At 67.1% G+C, this 22,230-nt stretch carries 17 protein-coding genes; 13 read left to right on the forward strand and 4 right to left on the reverse strand.

The genetic code is table 11. The features are described 5' to 3' along the window. Positions 1 to 112: 112 nt before the first annotated feature. Positions 113 to 1,690, forward strand: a complete 1,578-nt coding sequence (locus tag AC5P7E_RS11355) for a BCCT family transporter (RefSeq protein ID WP_005410943.1) — start codon at positions 113 to 115, stop codon at positions 1,688 to 1,690. A 564-nt stretch (positions 1,691 to 2,254) separates the two neighbouring features. On the opposite strand, the gene ggt is transcribed toward AC5P7E_RS11355, so the two are convergent. Then, positions 2,255 to 3,973, reverse strand: a complete 1,719-nt coding sequence (ggt, locus tag AC5P7E_RS11360) for a gamma-glutamyltransferase (RefSeq protein WP_099484851.1) — start codon at positions 3,971 to 3,973, stop codon at positions 2,255 to 2,257. A gap of 659 nt (positions 3,974 to 4,632) precedes the next feature. Here ggt and ilvC point away from each other — a divergent pair. The 9 genes from ilvC to leuB all read left to right on the forward strand — a co-directional run bounded on the left by ilvC (position 4,633) and on the right by leuB (position 14,287). Continuing rightward, positions 4,633 to 5,607, forward strand: a complete 975-nt coding sequence (ilvC, locus tag AC5P7E_RS11365) for a ketol-acid reductoisomerase (RefSeq protein ID WP_049450533.1) — start codon at positions 4,633 to 4,635, stop codon at positions 5,605 to 5,607. Positions 5,608 to 5,646: 39 nt separating this feature from the next. Further along, positions 5,647 to 7,383 carry an acetolactate synthase 2 catalytic subunit gene (ilvG, locus tag AC5P7E_RS11370; protein WP_114618198.1) on the forward strand — a complete coding sequence of 579 codons (1,737 nt, stop codon included), beginning with the start codon at positions 5,647 to 5,649 and terminating at the stop codon, positions 7,381 to 7,383. Then, the gene (locus AC5P7E_RS11375; protein ID WP_005410947.1) at positions 7,367 to 7,618 is read left to right on the forward strand and encodes an ACT domain-containing protein; all 252 of its coding nucleotides are present in this window, start codon (positions 7,367 to 7,369) and stop codon (positions 7,616 to 7,618) included. The genes ilvG and AC5P7E_RS11375 overlap by 17 nt, the downstream gene beginning before the upstream one ends. Positions 7,619 to 7,714: 96 nt before the next feature. Further along, positions 7,715 to 8,806 carry a threonine dehydratase gene (locus AC5P7E_RS11380; protein ID WP_033835631.1) on the forward strand — a complete coding sequence of 364 codons (1,092 nt, stop codon included), beginning with the start codon at positions 7,715 to 7,717 and terminating at the stop codon, positions 8,804 to 8,806. Beyond that, on the forward strand, positions 8,803 to 10,389 hold the full coding sequence (locus AC5P7E_RS11385) for a 2-isopropylmalate synthase (protein ID WP_114618199.1): 1,587 nt from the start codon (positions 8,803 to 8,805) through the stop codon (positions 10,387 to 10,389). The genes AC5P7E_RS11380 and AC5P7E_RS11385 overlap by 4 nt, the downstream gene beginning before the upstream one ends. Positions 10,390 to 10,399: 10 nt before the next feature. After that, positions 10,400 to 11,179 (forward strand): class I SAM-dependent methyltransferase, encoded by a 780-nt coding sequence (locus tag AC5P7E_RS11390; RefSeq protein ID WP_005410951.1) that lies wholly within the window; start codon positions 10,400 to 10,402, stop codon positions 11,177 to 11,179. A gap of 60 nt (positions 11,180 to 11,239) precedes the next feature. Beyond that, positions 11,240 to 12,658, forward strand: coding sequence for a 3-isopropylmalate dehydratase large subunit (leuC, locus tag AC5P7E_RS11395; RefSeq protein WP_099483928.1), 1,419 nt, complete (start codon positions 11,240 to 11,242; stop codon positions 12,656 to 12,658). Then, positions 12,658 to 13,236, forward strand: a complete 579-nt coding sequence (gene leuD / locus AC5P7E_RS11400; protein WP_100438093.1) for a 3-isopropylmalate dehydratase small subunit — start codon at positions 12,658 to 12,660, stop codon at positions 13,234 to 13,236. Before leuC ends, leuD begins: the two co-directional genes overlap by 1 nt. After that, positions 13,226 to 14,287 (forward strand): 3-isopropylmalate dehydrogenase, encoded by a 1,062-nt coding sequence (gene leuB / locus AC5P7E_RS11405; protein WP_005410954.1) that lies wholly within the window; start codon positions 13,226 to 13,228, stop codon positions 14,285 to 14,287. Before leuD ends, leuB begins: the two co-directional genes overlap by 11 nt. Before the next feature lie 101 nt (positions 14,288 to 14,388). Here leuB and AC5P7E_RS11410 read toward each other — a convergent pair whose 3' ends face one another. Continuing rightward, positions 14,389 to 15,162: an SDR family oxidoreductase gene (locus AC5P7E_RS11410; protein WP_005414410.1), complete on the reverse strand. Its 774-nt coding sequence runs from the start codon at positions 15,160 to 15,162 to the stop codon at positions 14,389 to 14,391. Between the two features lie 117 nt (positions 15,163 to 15,279). Here AC5P7E_RS11410 and AC5P7E_RS11415 point away from each other — a divergent pair, with 117 nt between their 5' ends. Next, on the forward strand, positions 15,280 to 16,185 hold the full coding sequence (locus AC5P7E_RS11415; RefSeq protein ID WP_049396205.1) for a LysR family transcriptional regulator: 906 nt from the start codon (positions 15,280 to 15,282) through the stop codon (positions 16,183 to 16,185). A 158-nt stretch (positions 16,186 to 16,343) separates the two neighbouring features. Here the strand turns inward: AC5P7E_RS11415 and AC5P7E_RS11420 are convergent, their stop codons facing one another. Together AC5P7E_RS11420 and AC5P7E_RS11425 are read right to left on the reverse strand one after the other, a co-directional pair. After that, the gene (locus tag AC5P7E_RS11420) at positions 16,344 to 19,505 is read right to left on the reverse strand and encodes an efflux RND transporter permease subunit (RefSeq protein ID WP_114618200.1); all 3,162 of its coding nucleotides are present in this window, start codon (positions 19,503 to 19,505) and stop codon (positions 16,344 to 16,346) included. A gap of 4 nt (positions 19,506 to 19,509) precedes the next feature. Continuing rightward, on the reverse strand, positions 19,510 to 20,640 hold the full coding sequence (locus tag AC5P7E_RS11425; protein ID WP_012481207.1) for an efflux RND transporter periplasmic adaptor subunit: 1,131 nt from the start codon (positions 20,638 to 20,640) through the stop codon (positions 19,510 to 19,512). A 117-nt stretch (positions 20,641 to 20,757) separates the two neighbouring features. Here AC5P7E_RS11425 and AC5P7E_RS11430 point away from each other — a divergent pair, with 117 nt between their 5' ends. Together AC5P7E_RS11430 and AC5P7E_RS11435 are read left to right on the forward strand one after the other, a co-directional pair. Then, a complete protein-coding gene (locus tag AC5P7E_RS11430) occupies positions 20,758 to 21,438 on the forward strand; it encodes a TetR/AcrR family transcriptional regulator (RefSeq protein ID WP_005410959.1) in 681 nt (226 codons plus the stop codon). A 136-nt stretch (positions 21,439 to 21,574) separates the two neighbouring features. Next, the gene (locus AC5P7E_RS11435; RefSeq protein ID WP_005410960.1) at positions 21,575 to 22,222 is read left to right on the forward strand and encodes a protein-L-isoaspartate O-methyltransferase family protein; all 648 of its coding nucleotides are present in this window, start codon (positions 21,575 to 21,577) and stop codon (positions 22,220 to 22,222) included. Positions 22,223 to 22,230 lie beyond the last annotated feature (8 nt).

A 22,230-nucleotide genomic window follows, 5' to 3' on the forward strand; every position in this document is an offset into this window, starting at 1 on the left:
GCGTTCCCCGCCGCCTTCGCGGCCCCTGCCCGGTCCGTGCTGCATGCCGCCGGCCCTTCGCCGCAAGCTCTGCTCGCTCCCCTCAATCCCCCTTGATCGGAGAAGCTCCTTCATGGTGTTTCGCGTTTCCATCGCATTGGTTCTGCTGCTGGTGCTGCTCGCCGGTATCGCCCCCGGCCCCTTCAACACCGTGGTCCAGTCGATGCTGGCGGAAGTCATCCGCAGTGTCGGCTGGCTGTACCTGCTGGTGGTGTTCCTGGCGCTGGTGTTCCTGATGTACCTGGCGTTCGGCCGCTTCGGCAATCTGCGCATCGGCGGCGAGGACGCCGAACCCGAGTTCTCGCGTGCCAGCTGGATGTCGATGCTGTTCGCCGCCGGCATGGGCATCGGCCTGGTGTTCTGGGGTGCGGCCGAGCCCATCTCGCATTTCAGCAAGCCGCCGGAAGGCCTGGCGCCGCAAAGCCTGGATGCGGCGCGCGCATCGATGCGCTATGCGTTCTTCCACTGGGGCCTGCACCCGTGGGCGATCTACGCACTGATCGGTCTGGCGATGGCCTGGTTCCAGTTCAACCGCAATGGACGCGGCCTGGTCAGCGACATGCTGCAGCCGATCATCGGCCGCCACCATCGCGGCTGGATCGGTCGGGTGGTCAACATCGCCGCCGTAGTTGCCACCGCGATCGGTGTCGCCACCACGCTCGGCTTCGGCACCATCCAGATTGCTGCCGGTATCGAACGCGTCTTCAGCGTGCAGGCTACCGTCGCCGTGCAGATGACCATCATTGCCGTCGCCTTCGTGTTGTACATGGCCTCCACCGCCAGTGGCGTGGAGCGAGGTGTGAAGTGGCTGTCCAACTTCAACCTGGCGTTGGCTGCCCTGCTGGCAGCCATCCTGCTGGTGCTGGGGCCGACCGGCTTCATCTTCGATACGTTCACCACCACGCTGGGCTCCTACCTCAACCAGCTGGTGACGATGAGCCTGCGCATGTCACCGTTCTCCGGCAGCACCTGGGTGGCGGACTGGACGATCTTCTACTGGGCCTGGTGGATCTCGTGGGCGCCGTTCGTGGGATCGTTCATCGCGCGCATCTCGCGCGGCCGCAGCGTGCGCGAGTTCGTGATCGGCGTCGTGCTCGCACCGACGCTGCTGGGCTTCTTCTGGTTCGCGGTGTTCGGCGGCACTGCGTTGTGGGCACAGATCTTCGGCCACGCCGATCTGGTGCAGGCGCTTGGCAATGGCTACGAGACGGTGTTGTTCACACTGTTCGACAGCATGCCGCTACCGTTGTTGCTGTCGTGCATCGCGCTGGTGCTGCTGATGATCTTCTTCGTGACCTCGGCCGATTCGGCGGTCCTGGTGCTGGCCAGCATGTCCACCGACGAGGCTGGCGACCCACCGTTGAAGCGCAAGCTGGCCTGGGGCATTGCGGTGGCACTGATTGCAGCGGCGTTGCTGCTGGCCGGAGGCCTGGACGCGCTGCAGGGCATGATCACGATCGCGGCATTGCCATTCGCGCTGCTGATGGTGCTGGTGATGGTGTCGCTGTACCGGGTGCTGGACCAGGAGTACACGCGGGAGCGGCGGCAGGCGCAGCGCCAGCGGCACATGATCGATGCGTGGATTGCACGCGAGATGGCGGCGCAGGAGGAGACGCAGGCCGAGGCAGCGCGCGCGCACGATCAGGATTAAGGGTTGTTTTGCAGCCTGCGGCTGCACCGCTTTTTCAGGCAAGGGCCAAGGTCAAATTCAAAAGCAGCTCTGGGTTGCTGCTAGTTTGGCGGGGCGGTGTGGGCTGGCAGGACACGCCGTAAACCCATCCCTGGGGGCTCGATGGCGCCATCCATGGCGCCAACGGTCCTGCCAGCCCACGCCGCCCCACCCCCGACAGTTTCCGTGTGACGGTGGGTTTTCCACGCTAGGCGTGGATGAGGTGTATCGGAAAACAAGAAGGGGTCGGATCCGTTTTCCTTCGGAAAACGGATCCGACCCCAACCCACAGCGCGCGGCTGTTGCCGTTGCCGTTGCCGTTGCCTTTGCTCTTGCTCTTGCTCTTCCTTTTCTTTTCCTGCGGTGACGGCCACGGAAACTGTCCGTGGCCGGGCGGGTGGGTTGGCTGGGGGCGTGAGCCGCATGGATGCGGCGACCGAGCTACATGGACGTACTTGCAGCGCCCCCCAGACAACCCACCCGCCCGGCCAAGCCCCGTATCACTGCCACCACCGCAGAGGGGGCTCAGCCCGTTGGCCGGGAAACTCAGTACCCCGCCGCCTGCCCATCCTTGCGACTCTCCGAAGCTCCGTAATAAACCCCGCTCTCGGGATCGCGCATGATCGCCTGGTACCCGCCATAAGGCCCATCGGCGAACACGATGCGATGCCCCTTGCGCATCAGCGTACGCACCGTCTCGTAGGGGAAGCCGGTCTCCAGATTCACTTCGCCGCCGTCGGTCATCGCCGTGGCCTGGCCGGTCGGCTCGGTGGAACCTTCATGCTGGATGCGCGGCGCATCGCCGGCTTCCTGCAGGTTCATCCCGAAATCCACCAGGTTCATCACGATCTGCGCATGGCCCTGCGGCTGCATCGCGCCGCCCATCACGCCGAAGCTGGCATACGGCTTGCCGCCCTTGGTGATGAACCCCGGAATGATGGTCTGGAATGGACGCTTGCCCGGCGCGTAGCCGTTGGGATGGTTCTTCTGCAGCACGAACATCTCGCCACGGTCCTGCAGGATGAAACCCAGACCGGGCGGTGCCATGCCGCTGCCCATGCCACGGTAGTTGGACTGGATCAGCGAAACCATCATGCCGTCGGCGTCGGCCACGGTCATGTAGATCGTGTCGCCCTCCTCCAGCTGCTTCGGCGTGCCCGGCTGCACTTCCTTCAACGCCTTGTCCATCGAGATCAGCGCACGACGCTGCGCGGCGTACTCCTTGGAGATGAGCTTCTGCACCGGCGCCGGCTGGAACGCCATGTCGGCGTAGAAACGCGCACGGTCGGCAAAGGCCAGCTTCTTCGCTTCGACAAACAGGTGCACGTGTTCCGGTGAACCGAACGGGATCTTCGAGAAGTCGTAGCCTTCCAGCACGTTGAGGATCTGCAGTGCGGCGATACCCTGGCTGTTCGGTGGCAGTTCCCACACGTCGTAGCCACGGTAGTTGCTGCTGACCGGTTCGACCCACTCGCCATGATGGTCAGCCATGTCCTGGTAGCTCAGGTAGCCACCGTTGGCCTTGAAGTAGTCACCGATGGTGTGGGCGATCTCGCCCTTGTAGAAGGCGTCGCGGCCACCGTCGGCGATCTTCTGCAGGGTGCTGGCCAGGTTCGCGTTCTTCCACATCTCGCCCTTGCGCGGGGCGTGGCCGTTGATCGTGAACTGCTCCTTGAAGCCCGGGTACTGCGACAACTTGGGCACCGAGCGGTCCCAGTAGTAGGCGATCACCTCGGCCACCGGGTGACCCTCGCGGGCGTAGCGGATGGCCGGCGCCAGGTTGTCGGCCATCGGCTTGCGACCGAAGCGGTCGTGCAGCGCGAACCAGCCATCGACGGCACCCGGCACCGACACCGGCAGTGGACCGGTGGCCGGGATGTCCTTCAGGCCACGGCGCTGGAACTCGGCCAGGGTGAGCGACTTCGGCGAGCGGCCCGAGCCGTTGTAGCCGTAGAGCTTCTGGGTCTTCGGGTCCCACACGATGGCGAACAGGTCGCCGCCGATGCCGTTGCCGGTCGGCTCCATCAGGCCGAGCGCGGCGTTGGCGGCAATCGCCGCGTCCACTGCCGAACCGCCGCCCTTCATCACGTCCAGCGCGATCTGGGTGGCCAGTGGTTGCGAGGTCGCGGCCATCGCATGCGGGGCGATCACCTCCGAACGGGTGGCGAAGGTGTGGCCGGTGATGCGGTCGGCGGCGAAGGACAGCGCGGGTACGGCAGCCAGTACGGCGGCGGCGAGCAGGGAACGGGCAAGGCGTCGGGACACGGTCGGGTTCCGATGGACGGGTGGTTCCCCGATCTTCGCCGCTGCGGCCTTCACGCGGTATCGGACAGACGTCATGGACGTTGATCCTTGGGCGGAAAAATCCACCGGATTCCGCGCAAAAACCGCCCCGAAAGGAGTGAATTCGGGTTCACCGAAACACTTTCAGTAGCAACCATCCTTGTGCCGCAAGCGATTGCGCTGGATGCAGCGGAAACCGATAGAAAATCCGTCGCGAGGGTTGACACCGTCGAAATGGCTGTGTTTCTCTCGATCACATGTTGCATCACAACACGCCACCACGAACCCACATCGAAGCCGCCGACACCGGCGCCGCCTCGCTGCGTTCGATTCTTGTGCTCGTACTTATTACCCAACCAACAGGTGCGGGACGAGCCAGCGTGTAAGCAACACACACACACCGGAACTCTTCAAAAACCCGCACCCACCCCGGTGCGGGTTTTTTCATTTCAGAACCTGGTTTCAGACGCAACCACCATGACCAACGCTCATCGCACAACCCGGACCTGCACCACCACGCCTCGTGGTGGCTGTGCCTGTGCGATGCGCGGCGCCTCCTCCACCGCTTTCCCCTGACCGGCCGGCACGTCACCTCGACGACCGGCCGTTCTTTTTTCTTCCCACCGCAAGGAACCTCCCCCATGAGCACCAACGACCTGCCCCAGACCAAGATCGCCGTCATCGGCTACGGCAGCCAGGGCCGCGCCCACGCACTGAACCTGCGCGAATCCGGCTTCGACGTGGTGGTAGGCCTGCGTCCGGGCGGGCCGACCGAAGCCAAGGCGCAGGCCGATGGCTTCACCGTGATCGCGCCCGCCGAGGCCGTGAAGGACGCCGACCTGGTTGCCGTGCTGACCCCGGACATGGTGCAGAAGAAGCTCTACAACGACGTGCTGGCGCCGAACATGAAACAGGGTGCATGCCTGCTGTTCGCGCATGGCCTGAACGTGCATTACGGGATGATCGAGCCGCGTGCCGACCTGGACGTGGTGCTGGTCGCGCCGAAGGGCCCCGGCGCGCTGGTGCGCCGTGAGTACGAGATCGGCCGTGGCGTGCCGTGCATCTGGGCGGTCTACCAGGATGTCAGCGGCAAGGCCGCGCAGCATGCGCAGGCCTATGCGGCCGGCCTCGGCGGTGCGCGCGCCAACCTGATCCAGACCACCTTCAAGGAAGAAACCGAAACCGATCTGTTCGGTGAGCAGGCGGTGCTGTGCGGCGGTGCCTCAGCGCTGGTGCAGGCCGGTTTCGAGACCCTGGTCGAAGCCGGCTACCAGCCGGAGATCGCCTATTACGAAGTGCTGCACGAACTGAAGCTGATCGTGGACCTGTTCTATGAAGGCGGTATCTCGCGCATGTTGGAGTTCATCTCCGAGACCGCGCAGTACGGCGACTACGTCAGCGGCCCGCGCGTGATCGATGCCGGCACCAAGGAACGCATGAAGGAGGTGCTGAAGGACATCCAGGACGGCACCTTCACCAAGAACTGGGTGGCCGAGTACGAAGCGGGCCTGCCGAACTACAACAGGTTCAAGCAGGCCGACCTGGAGCACCCGATCGAGAAGGTGGGCAAGGAACTGCGCGCCAAGATGGTCTGGTTGCAAGGACAGGCCGCGTAACCACGCGGCCCTCCCCCACCCGCTTTGCAAGGTTCCCCCATGAACTCTTCGACACATCGCAGCGCGCCGCCCAACGGCGCGCGCTGGCTGACCCAGGCGCTGGAGGCCGAAGGCGTCCGCACGCTGTTCGGCTATCCCGGTGGCACCATCATGCCGTTCTACGACGCGCTGGTGGATTCGTCGCTGAAGCACATCCTGGTACGCCATGAGCAGGGCGCGGCGCTGGCCGCCAACGGCTTCGCCCGCGCCAGCAACCAGGTGGGCGTCTGCGTGGCCACCTCCGGCCCGGGCGCCTCGAACCTGGTGACCGGCATTGCCGATGCGATGCTGGATTCGGTACCGATGGTCTGCATCACCGGCCAGGTCGGCACGCCGCTGCTGGGCACCGACGCCTTCCAGGAACTGGATGTGTTCGGCATGACGATGCCGATCGTCAAGCACAGCTGGCTGGTGCGCAGCGTCGATGACCTGCCGCGCGTGGTGGCCGATGCGTTCCGCATTGCCCGTGAGGGTCGCCCAGGCCCGGTGCTGATCGACCTGCCCAAGGATGTGCAGCTGGCCGATGCCAGCCATCTGCCGGCGCACGTGCCCAGCAGCGTCGAACCGCCGCCGGCGCCGGCCGAGGCCGCCATCGCCGAGGCCATCGCCGCGCTGGCGGCGGCCGAGAAGCCGGTGGTCTACGCAGGTGGTGGCATCGCCCTGGGCGATGCCGTGCAGGACCTGCGCGACTTCGTCGAGGCCAGTGCCATCCCCACCGTGATGACCCTGCGCGGCCTCGGCGCGCTGCCGGCCCACCATCCGCAGTCGCTGGGCATGCTGGGCATGCATGGCACCCGCGCGGCCAACATGGCGGTGCAGGAAAGCGACCTGCTGCTGGTGCTGGGCGCGCGCTTCGACGACCGCGCGACCGGCAAGCTGGCCGAGTTCGCGCCATTCGCCCGCGTCGTCCACATCGATGCGGACGCCTATGAGATCTCCAAGCTGCGCAGTGCCGACGTCGCCGTGCCTGGCAATGTCGGTCACGCCATCCGCGCCCTGCGTGCGGCCTTCCCCTCCCCCAAGGCCCACCAGGATGCATGGCGCAAGCGCTGTGCGCAGCACCGCGATCGCTTCGCCGCCCGCTACGACGCACCGGGCCAGCACATCTACGCCCCGGCGCTGCTGAGGCGCCTGAGCGAGCTGGCCCCGGCCGATGCGGTGATCGCCTGCGATGTCGGCCAGCACCAGATGTGGGTGGCCCAGCACTGCCGCTTCAACCACCCCCGCAACCACCTGACCAGTGGCGCGCTGGGCACCATGGGCTTCGGCCTGCCAGCGGCGATGGGTGCACAGTTTGCCTGCCCCGATCGCACCGTGGTGCTGGTGTCCGGCGACGGCAGCTTCATGATGAACGTGCAGGAGCTGGCGACCATCGCCCGCTGCCGCCTGCCGGTGAAGATCGTGCTGCTGGACAACAGTTCGCTGGGCATGGTGCGGCAGTGGCAGGAACTGTTCTTCGCCGAGCGTTACAGCGAGATCGACCTGTCCGACAACCCGGACTTCGTAGCCCTGTCGCAGGTGTTCGGCATTGCCGCCACCCGCATCGACAACCGCGACGACGTGGAAGGCGGCCTGGCCGCGCTGCTGGCCGAGCCCGGCCCGGCGCTGCTGCACGTGGCCATCGATGCACGCGCCAACGTGTGGCCGCTTGTGCCGCCGAACACCGCCAACAGCACGATGCTGGAAAGCAATCCCGCCCACGCCCGCCAGGAGATCCCCAATGCAATACCGGCTTGACCTGGTGCTGCACCCGGCCGAAGGCGCGCTGCTGCGCGTGATCGGCATGGCCGAACGCCGCGGCTTTGCGCCGCGTGCGATCAGCGGTGCGCCGGTGGCCGCCGACGATGGCCGCTGGCACCTGCAGCTGGTCGTCGATGGCCAGCGCCCGGCGGAAACGCTGTGCCGGCAGATCGAGAAGATCTACGACTGCGTGTCCGTGCAGGTCACCGCCGTGGAAGGAGTATCGCCATGAACACCCGTACCGTAGCGACCACGGTGCCGGTACGGAGGCGTCTTCTTCGCCGCCCGTGCCCGCATGCGGCGGTCTTCCGCACCGCGCTGGTGGCCCATGCCGGCCGCTGACACCAGCCAGGAAAGCGATGTCGGCGACGTAAGCGTCGCCGACGTCCTGGCAGCGCAGGCCCGCCTGCGCCGCTTCCTGCCGCCCACCCCGCTGCACCACGCCGAACGCTTCGGTACCTGGCTGAAGCTGGAGAACCTGCAGCGCACCGGTTCCTACAAGGTGCGCGGCGCATTGAATGCACTGCTGGCCGGCCGCGAACGCGGCGACACCCGGCCGGTGATCTGCGCCTCGGCCGGCAACCACGCCCAGGGCGTGGCCTGGGCCGCCTATCGCCTGGATGTGCCGGCCATCACTGTGATGCCGCATGGTGCACCCGCCACCAAGATCGCCGGCGTCGCCCACTGGGGCGCGACCGTGCGCCAGCACGGCAACAGCTATGACGAAGCCTACGCCTTCGCGGTCGAACTGGCACAACGCCACGGCTACCGCTTCCTGTCCGCGTTCGACGATGCCGACGTGATCGCCGGCCAGGGCACGGTCGGCATCGAGCTGGCCGCGCATGCCCCGGACGTGGTGATCGTGCCGATCGGTGGCGGTGGCCTGGCTTCCGGCGTGGCCCTGGCGCTGAAATCACAGGGCGTGCGCGTGGTCGGCGCGCAGGTGGAAGGCGTTGATTCGATGGCACGCGCGATCCGCGGCGACGTGCGCGAGATCGCACCCGTCGCCTCGCTGGCCGACGGCGTGCGGGTGAAGATCCCCGGCTTCCTGACCCGTCGCCTGTGCACCTCGCTGCTGGACGATGTGGTGATCGTGCGCGAAGCCGAACTGCGCGAAACCCTGGTCCGGCTGGCACTGGAAGAACACATCATTGCCGAGGGTGCCGGCGCGCTGGCGCTGGCCGCTGGCCGCCGCGTCGCTGGCCGCCGCAAGTGCGCGGTGGTCTCCGGCGGGAACATCGATGCCGGCGTGCTGGCCGGCCTGCTTACCGACATCCGACCGCGCCCGCCGCGCAAGCCACGGCGACGGCGCAGCGAAACACCCCGCTCGCCCGCCAAGGCCAGCGCGCCGCCCTCCCCCATGCCTTCCCCTTCCCACCTGCAAGCCGCAACGCCCGCTGTCGAGGAGATTTCCCTGTGACCACCATCGAACGAATTACCACCCCGCGCATCCGCATCTTCGACACCACCCTGCGTGACGGCGAGCAGTCCCCCGGCTGCAGCATGAGCCCGCCGCAGAAGCTGGTGATGGCGCGTGCGCTGGACGAACTGGGCGTGGACATCATCGAGACCGGCTTCCCGGCCAGCTCGCAGTCCGACCGCGAAGCGATGGCACTGATCGGCCGCGAATTGCGCCGCCCGAGCCTGAGCCTGGCGGTGCTGTCGCGCTGCCTGCAGGCCGATATCGAAACCTCGGCACGTGCATTGGAAGCGGCCGCCAACCCGCGCCTGCACGTGTTCCTGTCCACCAGCCCGCTGCACCGTGAGCACAAGCTGCGGATGACCCGCGAGCAGGTCCTGGAGTCGGTACGCAAGCATGTATCGCTGGCCCGCTCCTACATCGACGATGTCGAATTCTCGGCCGAGGATGCCACCCGTACCGAGCTGGATTACCTGATCGAAGTCGCGTGCGTGGCGATCGCCGCCGGTGCCACCACCATCAACCTGCCCGACACCGTCGGCTTCACCACGCCGGAAGAAATCCGCGCGATGTTCCAGCAGGTCATCGCCGGCGTCGCCGACGTTCCGAACGCCGCCAATGTGATCTTCAGCGCGCACTGCCACAATGATCTGGGCCTGGCCGTGGCCAACTCGCTGGCCGCCATCGAAGGCGGCGCGCGCCAGGTCGAGTGCACCGTCAACGGCATCGGCGAGCGCGCCGGCAACTGTTCGCTGGAAGAGATCGCGATGGTGCTGAAGGTGCGCCAGGCCTTCTACGAGCAGGACAGTTCGATCAACACCCCGCGCATCGTCGGCACCTCGCAGTTGCTGCAGCGCCTGGTCGGCATGCCGGTACAGCGCAACAAGGCCATCGTCGGCGCCAACGCGTTCGCCCACGAATCGGGCATCCACCAGCACGGCATGCTGCGCCACCGCGGCACCTACGAAATCATGCGCCCGGAAGACGTGGGCTGGGAGGATTCGCAGATGGTGCTGGGCCGCCACAGTGGCCGTGCCGCTGTTGAAGCGCGCCTGCGTGCGCTGGGCTTCTGGCTGGACGAAGACGAACTGAAACTGGTGTTCGAGCAGTTCAAGGGCCTGTGCGAACAGCAGCGCGTGGTCACCGATGCCGACCTGCAGACGTTGATGCAGGGCGGCTCCAACGCGCAGGGCTACCGCCTGGCCTCGATGACCATCAGCGATGTCGGCAGCCGCGCCAACGCGCTGGTCGAACTGTCCGACCCGGACGGCAACCGCGTGGCCGAGACCGCGCAGGGCGATGGCCCGGTCGATGCGCTGTTCGGCGCGCTGTCGGCCGCTACCGGCGTGCAGCTGATGCTCGACAGCTACCACGTGCACAGCGTCGGCATCGGCGCCGATGCGCGCGGTGAGGCCAACCTGAGCGTGCGCCACGAAGGCGTGGAGTACGACGGCACCGGCACCAGCAAGGACATCATCGAAGCCTCCGCGCTGGCCTGGCTGGATGTGGCCAACCGCCTGCTGCGCCAGCGCCAGGCCACCGCCCACAACAGCACCGACGTTCCCACCCCTGCCACCGCCTGAGGAACCCGCCATGAGCGCCTTCGACACCTTCACCCCGGCCAGCGCCGCTGGCCAGCAGTGGAACGCCCAGGACTATGCGATCGACGCCGGCTTCGTCCCGCTGCTCGGCGGCGCGGTCTCGCGCCTGCTCGACCCGCGCGCCGGTGAGCGCATCCTCGACCTGGGCTGTGGCGATGGCGTACTCAGTACCGAACTGGCGCTGAGCGGCGCACGCATCCACGGCGTGGATGCTTCGCCGGAACTGGTGGTCGCCGCCCGCGCACGCGGTGTCGACGCGCAGGTGATGGACGGCCACGCGCTGTCGTTCGACAGCGAGTTCGATGCAGTGTTCAGCAATGCCGCACTGCATTGGATGACGACTCCGGACCGCGTGCTGGAAGGCGTGCGCCGCGCCCTGCGCCCCGGCGGCCGCTTTGTCGCCGAATTCGGTGGCCACGGCAACGTGGCCACGATCATCGCGGCGGTACAGGCCGCGCGCGTGGCCCACGGCCATGGCGCCAGCACCTTCCAGTGGTATTTCCCGACCGCCGATGCCTACGCCGACCGCCTGCGCCAGCATGGCTTCCAGGTGCAACTGATCGAGTGCACGCCGCGCCCGACCGCACTGCCGACCGGCGTGGCCGGCTGGCTGCGGGTCTTCGCCGCACCACTGCTGGACGACCTGCCGGCCGAGGCCCGCGCTACCGTGCGCGAGGCCGCCACCGCGTTGCTGGCCGAGCTGCCGCGCAATGCCGCCGGCCAGCCGCTGGCCGACTACGTGCGCCTGCGCGTGCTCGCCCGCCGTCGCTGACTTGACCGTTCCGTTTCCTTTACTGATGTTCGCTATTTCGTACTTCTGCCAGGCATACGCATGACTTCCGCACCCCGCACCCTGTACGACAAACTGTGGGACGCCCACGTGGTGGTTCCCGAAACCGACAGTGCCCCCGCCGTGCTGTACATCGACCTGCACCTGATCCACGAGGTGACCTCGCCGCAGGCGTTCACCGAACTGCGCGAGCGCGGCCTGTCGCCGCGCCGGCCGGACCGCACCAAGGCGACGATGGACCACTCCACGCCAACCCTGCCGCCTGCCGCCGACGGCACGTTGCCCTACGCCAGCGCTGCGTCCGAAGCGCAGGTCGCCACCCTGGCACGCAACTGCGCCGAACACGGCATCGAACTGTTCGACATGGCCTCGGACAACCGCGGCATCGTCCACGTGATCGCGCCGGAACAAGGCTTCACCCAGCCCGGCATGACCATCGTCTGCGGCGACAGCCACACCTCCACCCACGGTGCGTTCGGTTCACTGGCCTTCGGCATCGGCACCAGTGAAGTCGGCCACGTGCTGGCCACACAGTGCCTGCTGCAGCGCAAGGCGAAGACCTTCGCGATCACCGTCGATGGCCCGCTGGCGCCCGGCGTCGGCGCCAAGGACGTGGTCCTGCACATCATCGGCGTGATCGGCGTCAACGGCGGCACCGGCCACGTCATCGAGTTCCGTGGCAGCACCATCGAAGCGATGGACATGGAACAGCGCATGACCCTGTGCAACATGTCGATCGAAGCGGGTGCGCGTGCCGGCATGGTGGCGCCGGACCAGGTTACCTTTGACTTCGTCGCCGCTACGCCGCGCGGGCCGAAGGGCGCCGATTTCGACGCCGCCGTGGCGCGCTGGCAGCAGCTGCGCAGCGATGACGGCGCGCGCTTTGACAGCGAAGTGCACATCGACGCCGCCGACATCCGCCCGACCCTGACCTGGGGCACGCATCCGGGCACCGCCATCGCGGTGGATGCGCCGATTCCGGCGGCCAACGATGCCGCCGCACAGAAGGGCCTGGACTACATGCATTTCCAGGCCGGCAAGGCGCTGGCCGGAACGCCGGTGGACGTGGTGTTCGTCGGTTCGTGCACCAACGGCCGGCTGAGCGACATGCGCGAAGTGGCGCAGGTACTGCGCGGTCGTCGCGTCGCTGACCGGGTGCGCATGCTGGTGGTGCCGGGCTCGGAGATCGTCAAGCGCGAGGCCGAGGCCGAAGGCATCCACGAGATCGTGCGCGCGGCCGGTGCCGAGTGGCGCGAGCCGGGCTGCTCGATGTGCATCGCCATGAACGGCGATCTGGTCGCGCCCGGGCAGCTGGCCGTCAGCACCAGCAACCGCAATTTCGAAGGCCGCCAAGGACCCGGTTCGCGCACGCTGCTGGCCTCACCGATGAGCGCGGCGTGGGCCGCGGTGAACGGGCACGTCGCCGATACCCGCAAACTGTTCGCACAGGAGGTGGCGTGATGGCCGGTTTCCGTACCCTGACCTCGGCCAGCGTGGTGCTGCGCCAGACCAACATCGACACCGACCAGATCATTCCGGCGCGGTTCCTGTCCACCACCGAACGCGCCGGCCTGGGCCGCAACGCGTTCAATGACTGGCGCTGGCAGGCCGACGGCTCGCCGGTGGCCGACTTCGCCTTCAACCAGCCGCACAACGCCGGCCGCAGCATCCTGCTGGCGGGCCGCAACTTCGGCTGCGGCTCGTCGCGCGAGCATGCACCGTGGGCACTGACCGACCTGGGCCTGCGCGCCATCGTCAGCAGCGAGATCGCCGACATCTTCCGCGGCAACTCGCTGAAGAACGGCCTGCTGCCGATCGTACTGGACGAAGCCGACGTGCAGGCGCTGATGCAACGCCCGGACGACGAGCTGACCATCGACGTGGCCGCGCGTGAGCTGCGCACGCCCGATGGGCACGTCTATTCCTTCCCGCTGGATGGCTTCTCGCAGACCTGCCTGCTGGAAGGCGTCGACCAGTTGGGGTATCTGTTGGGCCGTGTCCCTGAAATCGAACGCTACGAGAGTGAGCATGCACGCTGAAATTGTTGTCCTGCCCGGTGATGGCATCGGCCCGGAAGTGGCCGCCGCGGCAGTCGCCGTCCTGAAGTCTGTCGCCACGCGCTTCAACCACACCTTCACCTTCAGCGAGCACGACATCGGTGGCATCGCCATCGACCGCCACGGCGAGCCGCTGCCGGCCTCGACGTTGACTGCCTGCCAGGCCGCCAACGCGGTGCTGCTGGGTGCGGTCGGCGGCCCGAAGTGGTCCGATCCCAACGCCAAGGTGCGCCCGGAACAGGGCCTGCTGGCGATCCGCAAGGCGCTGGGCCTGTATGCCAACCTGCGCCCGGTGCGCACCCACGAAGCCGCACTGCACGCCTCGCCGATCAAGGCCGAGCTGCTGCAGGGCGTGGACTTCGTCGTGGTACGCGAACTGACCGGTGGCATCTACTTCGGCGACAAGACCCGCGACGCCGATAGCGCCAGCGACCTGTGCCGCTACACCGTGGCCGAGATCGAACGCGTGCTGCGCAGTGCCTTCCGCCTGGCCCGGCAGCGCCGCGGCAAGGTCACCTCGGTGGACAAGGCCAACGTGCTGGAGACCTCGCGCCTGTGGCGTGACGTGGCCGCGCGCATCGGCCGCGAGGAATTCCCGGACGTTGCACTGGAGCACCAGCTGGTCGATTCCATGGCCATGCACCTGCTGGCCAAGCCGCGCGAGTACGACGTGATCGTGACCGAGAACATGTTCGGCGACATCCTCACCGACGAAGCCTCGATGCTGGCCGGCTCGCTCGGCCTGCTGCCGTCGGCCTCGCTGGGCGAACCCGGTGCAGTCGGCATCTACGAGCCCATCCATGGTTCGGCCCCGGACATCGCTGGCAAGGGCATCGCCAATCCGTACGCGACGATCTTCAGCGCCGCGATGCTGCTGCGCCATTCGCTGGGGTTGGAAACGGAAGCCGCTGCGGTGGAAGCCGCCGTGCACGCCGTGCTGGACGATGGCGTGTTCACCGCCGATCTGGCCGCCAAGGGCCAGGCGGTGAGCACGGCAGCCGCCACCGACGCGGTGCTGGCCAAACTCAACTGATCCGATAGCGCCACGCCACCTGTGGCGCCTCTCCCTTCGCACATTGCGGGCAGCCACCCATGGGGTGGCTCTACTGTAGAGCCACGCCATGCGTGGCTGCATTATTTGGTGGTGTACCCACCATTGACCAGGATGGTCTGCCCGGTCATCCACCAGCCGTCGGTGACCAGGAAGCGGATCCACGGCACGATGTCGGCGATGTCGGTCAGGCCGGTGCGGGTGAACGCCGAGAGCGCGGCCGCGGTCTTGTGGTACGCCTGCGCATCGGCACTCTCGGCCGGGTAAAAGAACGGCGTGTCCATCGGGCCCGGCCCGATCGCAGTCACCGAGATGCCGCGCTCACCGAACTCCTTCGACGCGGCGCGGGTGAAATGCTCGACCGGCGCCTTGGTGCCGGCATAGCTGGAATAGAACGGCGTGAACGCACCCAGCAGTGAGGTGACCAGAGTGCAGATGCGGCCACCGTCGTTGACGTGGCGTCCAGCCTCCTTGAGGAAGAAGAACGCGGCCTTGGCGTTGACCGCGCTCATCTCGTCGTACTCCGCTTCGCTGATCTCCAGCAGCGGCTTCTTCAGCACCTTGCCGACCGTATTGATGGCGATGTCGGGACGGCCGACTGCGGCCACGGCATCGGCGAACAAGCGCTCCATCGCTGCCGCCGACGTCAGGTCGCCCTGCAGGGCAACGGCCTTGCTGCCAGCGGCCTGCACGGCGGCGACGGTCGCCTCTGCATCGGCCTGGGTGGCGGCGCTGTTGTAGTGGATGACGATGGCTTTGGCGCCCTGGCTGGCGAAGTCGCGGGCGATCAGTCCGCCCAGGTTCTTGGCGCCACCGGCGATCAGCACGGTCTTGCCCTTGAGGGAATGGTCGGTCATGGCCTCGGTCTCGGAAGTGGGCTGTCCGGGGTGGCAACCCTGCCCTGACGACGATATCGTGCAGAAAATGCGGATAAAGCCCGCCGCATTGACTTAACCTTCCAGAGCCAGCGAACAATGGACCGGATCGATCGCTTCCGCATCTTCACCCGGGTGGTGGAGTGCGCCAGCTTCACCCGCGCCGCCAACCAGCTCGGCCTGCCCCGCTCCACCGTCTCGGCAGCCATTGCGGAGCTGGAGCAGCGGCTCGGTACCCGCCTGCTGCAGCGTTCGACCCGCAGGGTGTCGACCACCCACGACGGCGACGTGTTCCATGCCCGCTGCCTGCGCCTGATCGCCGAGGTTGAAGACGCCGAATCGCTGTTCCGGCAGGACGATGCGCAGCCGGTGGGTCTGCTGAAGATCGACGTGCCCAGTCGCATCGGCCGCCGCATCATCGCCCCGGCGCTGCCCGACTTCTTCGCGCGCCATCCGCAGGTGGAAGTCGACCTGGGCATGACCGACCGCGCGGTGAACCTGATCGAAGACGGCTGCGATGCCGTGCTGCGGGTCGGGCAGCTGGGCGATTCCAGCCTGGTGGCCCGCACGCTGGGCCAGCTCGACTTCGTCAACGTTGCCGCGCCGGCCTACCTGCGCGAGTACGGTGTGCCGCAGCAACCTGCCGACCTGCAGCAGCACCGGGCGGTGAACTACGCGTCGCCGACCACGGCGCGGGTGGAACCGTGGGAGTGGCAGGAGGGTACGCAGCTACGCACATTGCCGATGCCCGGCTGGGTGCGGGTGAACAGTGCAGAAGCGTCGATCGCGTGCTGTGTGGCCGGGTTGGGCTTGCTGCAGATTCCGCGCTACGACGTGCAGGCCGAACTGCAGTCAGGCGCATTGGTGGAGGTGATGCCGCAGTACGTGGCGCAGCCGTTACCGGTGACCCTGCTGCAGCCGCACCGGCAACACCGCGCGCAACGCGTGCAGGTGTTCATCGAATGGCTGCTGCCAGTGCTACGGAGCGGCCTGCAGCTACAGTAGATCCACGCCATGCGTGGATGCGTGCCGCAGTGCCAACCAAGGTTGGCACCTACCAGGGCAAAGACCAGCTGCTGTAGATCCACACCATGCGTGGATGCATGCGTCAGTGCCAACCAAGGTTGGCACCTACCAGGGCGGTGGCCGCAGAATCCGGGGCATTACGCCCCGGATTCGTCCGGCTTCACCCGGAACCATGCCGCGTACAACGCCGGCAGGAACACCAGGGTCAGCACCGTGCCCACGATCAGGCCACCCATGATCGAGATCGCCATCGAGCCATAGAACGCGCTGCGCGACAGCGGAATCATCGCCAGCACGGCCGCCAGCGCGGTCAGTACGATCGGGCGGAAGCGGCGCACCGTCGCATCGATGATCGAATGCCAGCGGTCATGCCCGGCATCGATGTCCTGCTGGATCTGGTCGATCAGGATCACCGAGTTGCGCATGATCATGCCGGCCAGCGCGATCGTGCCCAGCAGTGCCACGAAGCCGAACGGCGCGCGGAACAGCAGCAGGAACAACGTCGCGCCGATGATGCCCAGCGGCGCGGTCACCAGCACCATCGCCGCACGCGAGAAGCTGCGCAGCTGCAGCATCAGCAGCGTGGCCACCACCACCAGGAACAGCGGCATGCCGGCCTTGATCGAATTCTGGCCACGTGCCGAATCCTCCACGGTACCGCCGGTTTCCAGCAGGTAACCGTTCGGCAGCTCGGCACGGATGCCGTCCAGCGTCGGCAGGATCTGATGCACCACGTCCAGCGGCTGCATGCCATCGCTGATGTCGGCACGCACGGTCACCGTCGGCAGGCGGTTGCGGTGCCAGATGATGCCGTCCTCGAAGCCGTACTCCATCGTCGCCACCTGCGACAGCGTGATGCTGCCGCCGTTGGCGGTCGGCATCGACAGGCTCGACAGCAGCTCCAGCTGGTTGCGCTCATCGGCCGGGCCACGCAGCAGCATCTCGATCTGGCGGTTGCCTTCGCGGTACACGCTCACCGATTGCCCGGCCAGCGAACTGGACAGGAACTGGCTGACCTGGGCGCTGCTCACGCCCAGCGCGCGGGCGCGCTCCTGGTCGATCACCAGCCGCACCACCTTGCTCGGCTCGCTCCAGTCCAGGTTGACGTTCATCACGTGCGGGTTCTCGCGCACCTTGGCCTCGACCTGGCGCGCGATCGCCTGCACCTTCTCGATGTGCTCGCCGGAAATGCGCATCTGCACCGGGTAACCGACCGGCGGGCCGTTCTCCAGGCGGGTCACGCGCATCTGCACGTCCGGGAACTTCGGAATCACCTCGTGCAGCAGCCAGTCGCGGGTGCTTTCGCGCGATTTGATGTCCTTGGCCAGTACCACGAACTGGGCGAAGTTGGTGGCCGGCAGCTGCTGGTCCAGCGGCAGGTAGAAGCGCGGCGAACCGGTGCCCACGTAGGACACGTAGTTGGCGATGCCCTCGCGGCTGGACAGCAGCTTCTCCAGCTTCTCGGCCTGGGCCTGGGTCGAGCGCAGCGATGCGCCCTCGGCCAGCTCGATGTCCACCATCAGTTCCGGCCGGGTCGAATCCGGGAAGAACTGCTGCGGCACGAAGCGGAACATCATCAGCGAGAACACGAACAGGGCAATGGTCGCGGCAATCACCCACCAGCGGTGGCGCAGGCAGCCATCGAGGAAGCGACGGAAGCTGCGGTAGAACGGGCGCTGGTACGGATCGTGGTCGTGCCCGTGCTGCGGCGGCGCGATCAGGTTGGCCAGCGCCGGATAGCGGTCGGCCCACTGCTGGCGCTTGGCATGCCAGCGCGAGGACACGCTGCCCGGCTTCGGCGGCTGCGGATTGAACAGGTCCGGCAGCATCTTGTCGCCCAGGTACGGGATGAACAGCACCGCCGCGATCCACGACACCACCAGCGCGATGGTCACCACCTGGAACAGCGAACGCGTGTACTCACCGGTGCTCGAGGCCGCCGTAGCGATGGGCAGGAAGCCGGCCGCCGTGATCAGCGTGCCGGTCAGCATCGGGAACGCGGTCGACTCCCAGGCGAAACTGGCCGCGCGCAGGCGGTCGTAACCCTGCTCCATCTTGGTGGCCATCATCTCCACCGCGATGATCGCATCGTCCACCAGCAGGCCCAGCGCCAGCACCAGTGCACCCAGCGAAATCTTGTGCAGGCCGATGTCGAAGTAGTGCATGACGAAGAAGGTCATCGCCAGCACCAGTGGAATGGTCACGCCCACCACCAGGCCGGTGCGCAGGCCCAGCGAGAAGAAACTGACCAGCAGCACGATCACCACCGCTTCGGTCAGCACCTGCACGAACTCGCCGACCGACTCTTCCACCGACTGCGGCTGGTCGGACACCTTGCGCAGCTGCATGCCCGCCGGCAGGGTCTTCTGCAGGCGCTCGAACTCGGCATCGAGATTGGCGCCGAGCTTGAGGATGTCACCGCCATCCTTCATCGCCACCGCCAGGCCGATGGCCTCTTCACCCATGAAGCGCATCTTCGGCGACGCCGGATCGGCGAAGCCACGCTTGACCTCGGCGATGTCGCCCAGGTGCACGGTGCGGTCACCGGCGCGGATCGGGAACTGGCGGATCGCTTCGATGTCGTTGAACTGGCCGGTCACGCGCAGCTGCACGCGGTCGGTGGCGGTCTCGAAGAAGCTGGTGCCGGTGACCGCATTCTGGTCGGCCAGCGCCTGCTGTACCTGCTGCATCGACACACCCAGCGTGGCCAGGCGGGTGTTGGACAGCTCGATCCACACCTTCTCGTCCTGCAGGCCGACCAGGTCGATCTTGCCGACATCGGGCACGCGCTGCAGTTCCAGCTGGATGCGGTCGGCGTAGTCGCGCATCACCGCGTAGTCGAAGCCCTTGCCGGTCAACGCATAGATGTTGCCGTAGGTGTCGCCAAACTCATCGTTGAAGAACGGACCGACGATCTCGCGCGGCAGCGTCGCACGGATGTCGCCCACGCGCTTGCGCACCTGGTACCACAGGTCCGGGATCTGCCTGGAACGCAGGCTGTCGCGGGCCATGAAGATGACCTGCGATTCGCCGGGGCGCGAATAGGAGCGGATGAACTCGTACTCGCCGGTGTTCATCAGCGCCTTCTCGATCGGCTCGGTCACCTGCCGCGAGACCTGTTCGGCGGTGGCGCCCGGCCACAGCGTGCGCACCACCATCGCCTTGAAGGTGAATGGTGGATCCTCGGACTGGCCCAGGTGCTTGTACGACCACGCGCCGATCAGCGCGAAGGCCAGCATCGCGAACAGCACCAGCGGGCGGTTGGCCAGCGCCCACTCGGAAAGATTGAAGCGGCGCACCGGCTTACTCCTTGGCCTTGGCGGCAGCGGCCGGCGCGGCCGGCTTCAGCACCGGGCGGTTCTGCCGGTCCACGGCGATCACCGGCTGGCCCGCTCGCAGCAGGTGGCCACCGGCGGCAACCACCCAGTCACCCGCGTTCACGCCGGACAGCACCGGCACGGTCTCGCTGCCAAACGCACCGGTGGTGACCGGGGCGGCCTTCAGCGTGCTGTTGGCCGGATCGACCACCCACACGCTGGCGGCACCATTGGCACCGCGCTGCAGCGCGCCCAGCGGCAGCTGCAGGGTACCGTGGCGACCGGCGCTGCTGTAGACGCGTGCGCTCTGGCCCAGTTCGACATCGGCCAGCGCATCGGCGGCCAGGCTGACGCGGGTGGCATAGGTGCGTGCCTGCGGATCGGCAGCGGCGGCGATCTCGCGGATCGTACCGGGCAGGCGCTGGCCCGGGCGGTTCCACAGTTCCACCTCGACCGGCTGGCCGACCGCGTAGTCGCGGATGGTCGCCTCGGGCAGGTCGATCAGCACTTCGCGGCCGCCATCGGCGGCCAGGTTGAAGATGGTCTGGCCGGCGGACACCACCTGCCCGGCTTCGGCCTCGCGGCTGGCGATCACGCCATCGGCCGGCGCGCGCAGCTGCGCGTAGTCAGCCTGGTTGCGCAGCACATCGAGGTTGGCGCGGGCCGCATTGGCCTGGCCCTGCGCGGCCTTGAACGCCGCGGACTGCTGGTCCAGCTGCGAGCGGCTGACCAGTTGCTGGTCGGCCAGCACCTGGTAGCGCTTCAGGTCATCGCGGGCACGCACCAGGTCGGCCTCGGCCGCAGCCAGCTGCGCCTGTGAGGCACGGGCCTGCAGCGCGAAGTCAGCCACGTCCAGTTCGGCCAGCACGTCGCCCTTCTTCACCCGCTGGCCGGCATCGACGTGGCGCTTGACCAGGTTGCCTCCGACGCGGAACGACAGCGGGCTTTCCTGACGGGCACGCACCGTGCCCGGGAATGCCGCCGGCGCCTGTCCGGCCTGTTCGCCGGGGTGAACCACCAGTACCGGCACGGCCGCCTGCGGCGCCTGTTCCTGTCCCGAACAGGCTGCCAGCGCAGCCACCCACACCATACCGCCCATCCAGCGCACGATCTTCATCGGTCAACGTCCTGAAAACGCAGGGTTGCAACAAGGGGGAGCCGCGACTGCCGGCCCAATTTAATAAACCGGCCGGTATAGTATAAATATCGAACCGCTTGGTCTAGTATTGTTGCGATGAGTTCTTCCACTTCCCGCAAGCCGTCGGCCAAGCCCGCTGCCAAGGCCGCCGGACCCGGGCGCCCCAAGGATCTGGGCAAGCGCGCGGCGATCCTTGAAGCAGCCAAGGTACTGTTCATCGAACAGGGGTATACCGGCGTGAGCATGGACGCCATTGCCGCCCAGGCCGGCGTCTCGAAGCTGACCGTGTACAGCCACTTCGGCGACAAGGAGACCCTGTTCTCCGAGGCCGTGCAGTCAAAGTGCATTGAAATGCTGCCCGATGCCCTGTTCGTGGCCGACGCGGACGGCCCGCTGCGCGACCAGCTGATCGGCATCGGCCTGGCCTTCTTCGAACTGATCACTTCCGATGCGGCGATCTCGATCCAGCGCATGATGATGGCGCCGGAGACCGACGAACGCCTGCGCGAGCTGTTCTGGAAGGCAGGACCGGAACGTACCTGCGAGGCCCTGGCTGACTTCCTGCGGGCACGCGCCGAGCGCGGCGAGCTGGAAATCACCGACTATTCGCTGGCTGGCGAGCAGTTCCTGACCCTGGTCAAGGGCGAAGTGCACATGCATATGATGTGTGGCATGCCACTGTCACCGGTGGAGTGCGACCCTCTTGCCCACGTGACCGCCAGCATCGACTTCTTCCTGCGCGCCTATGCGCCGCGAGGGGCCGGGACGGCTGAATAACCAAAACTGAACGAACCGGAGGTCGCGATGACTTCCGGCACTGCGACCCCGGCCACCCGGCAGCTGATGCTCTGGGCGCGCCGCCGGCCTCCGGCACCGGTAAAATGGCCGGCCCACTGCGCTGGATTTGAACCTCATGACGATTGATTACGCCCACGCCCGCGAACTGATGGTGGAACAGCAGATCCGTCCCTGGGACGTGCTGGACATCAAGGTGCTCGACGTCCTGGCCCGCCTGCCGCGCGAGGCTTTTGTCGCCGATGCACACCGGGCGCTGGCCTACGCCGATGTCGAACTGCCGATCGGCCACGGCCAGAAGATGATGAAGCCGGTCATCGAGGGCCGTACCCTGCAGGCACTGGATCTGCAGCCGGGTGACGAAGTGCTGGAAATCGGCACCGGCAGCGGCTTCCTGTCCGCCTGCATCGGCGCGCTCGCGCGCGACGTGCTGAGCCTGGAGATCGACCCGGAGCTGGCCACCGCCGCGCGTGCCCGCCTGGACGCCTCCGGCCTGGGCACCAACGTCCGCGTGGAAGTGGCTGACGCCCTGTCTTGGCAGACCGAACGCCGCTTTGACGTGATCTGTGTCACTGGTGCGGTCGACGTGGTGCCGTCACAGTTCGCCTCGTGGCTGCGTCCGGGTGGTCGCCTGTTCGTGATCCACGGCCGCTCGCCGGCGATGGAGGCCCTGCTGGTCAAGGCCGACGGCAGCACCGAGTCCCTGTTCGAGACCGATATCGATTACCTGCGCGGTGCCGCCCCGGCACCCCAGTTCCACCTCTGAGTCCAAGG

It is taken from the genome of Stenotrophomonas sp. YJH_SMC_25 (assembly GCF_059369595.1).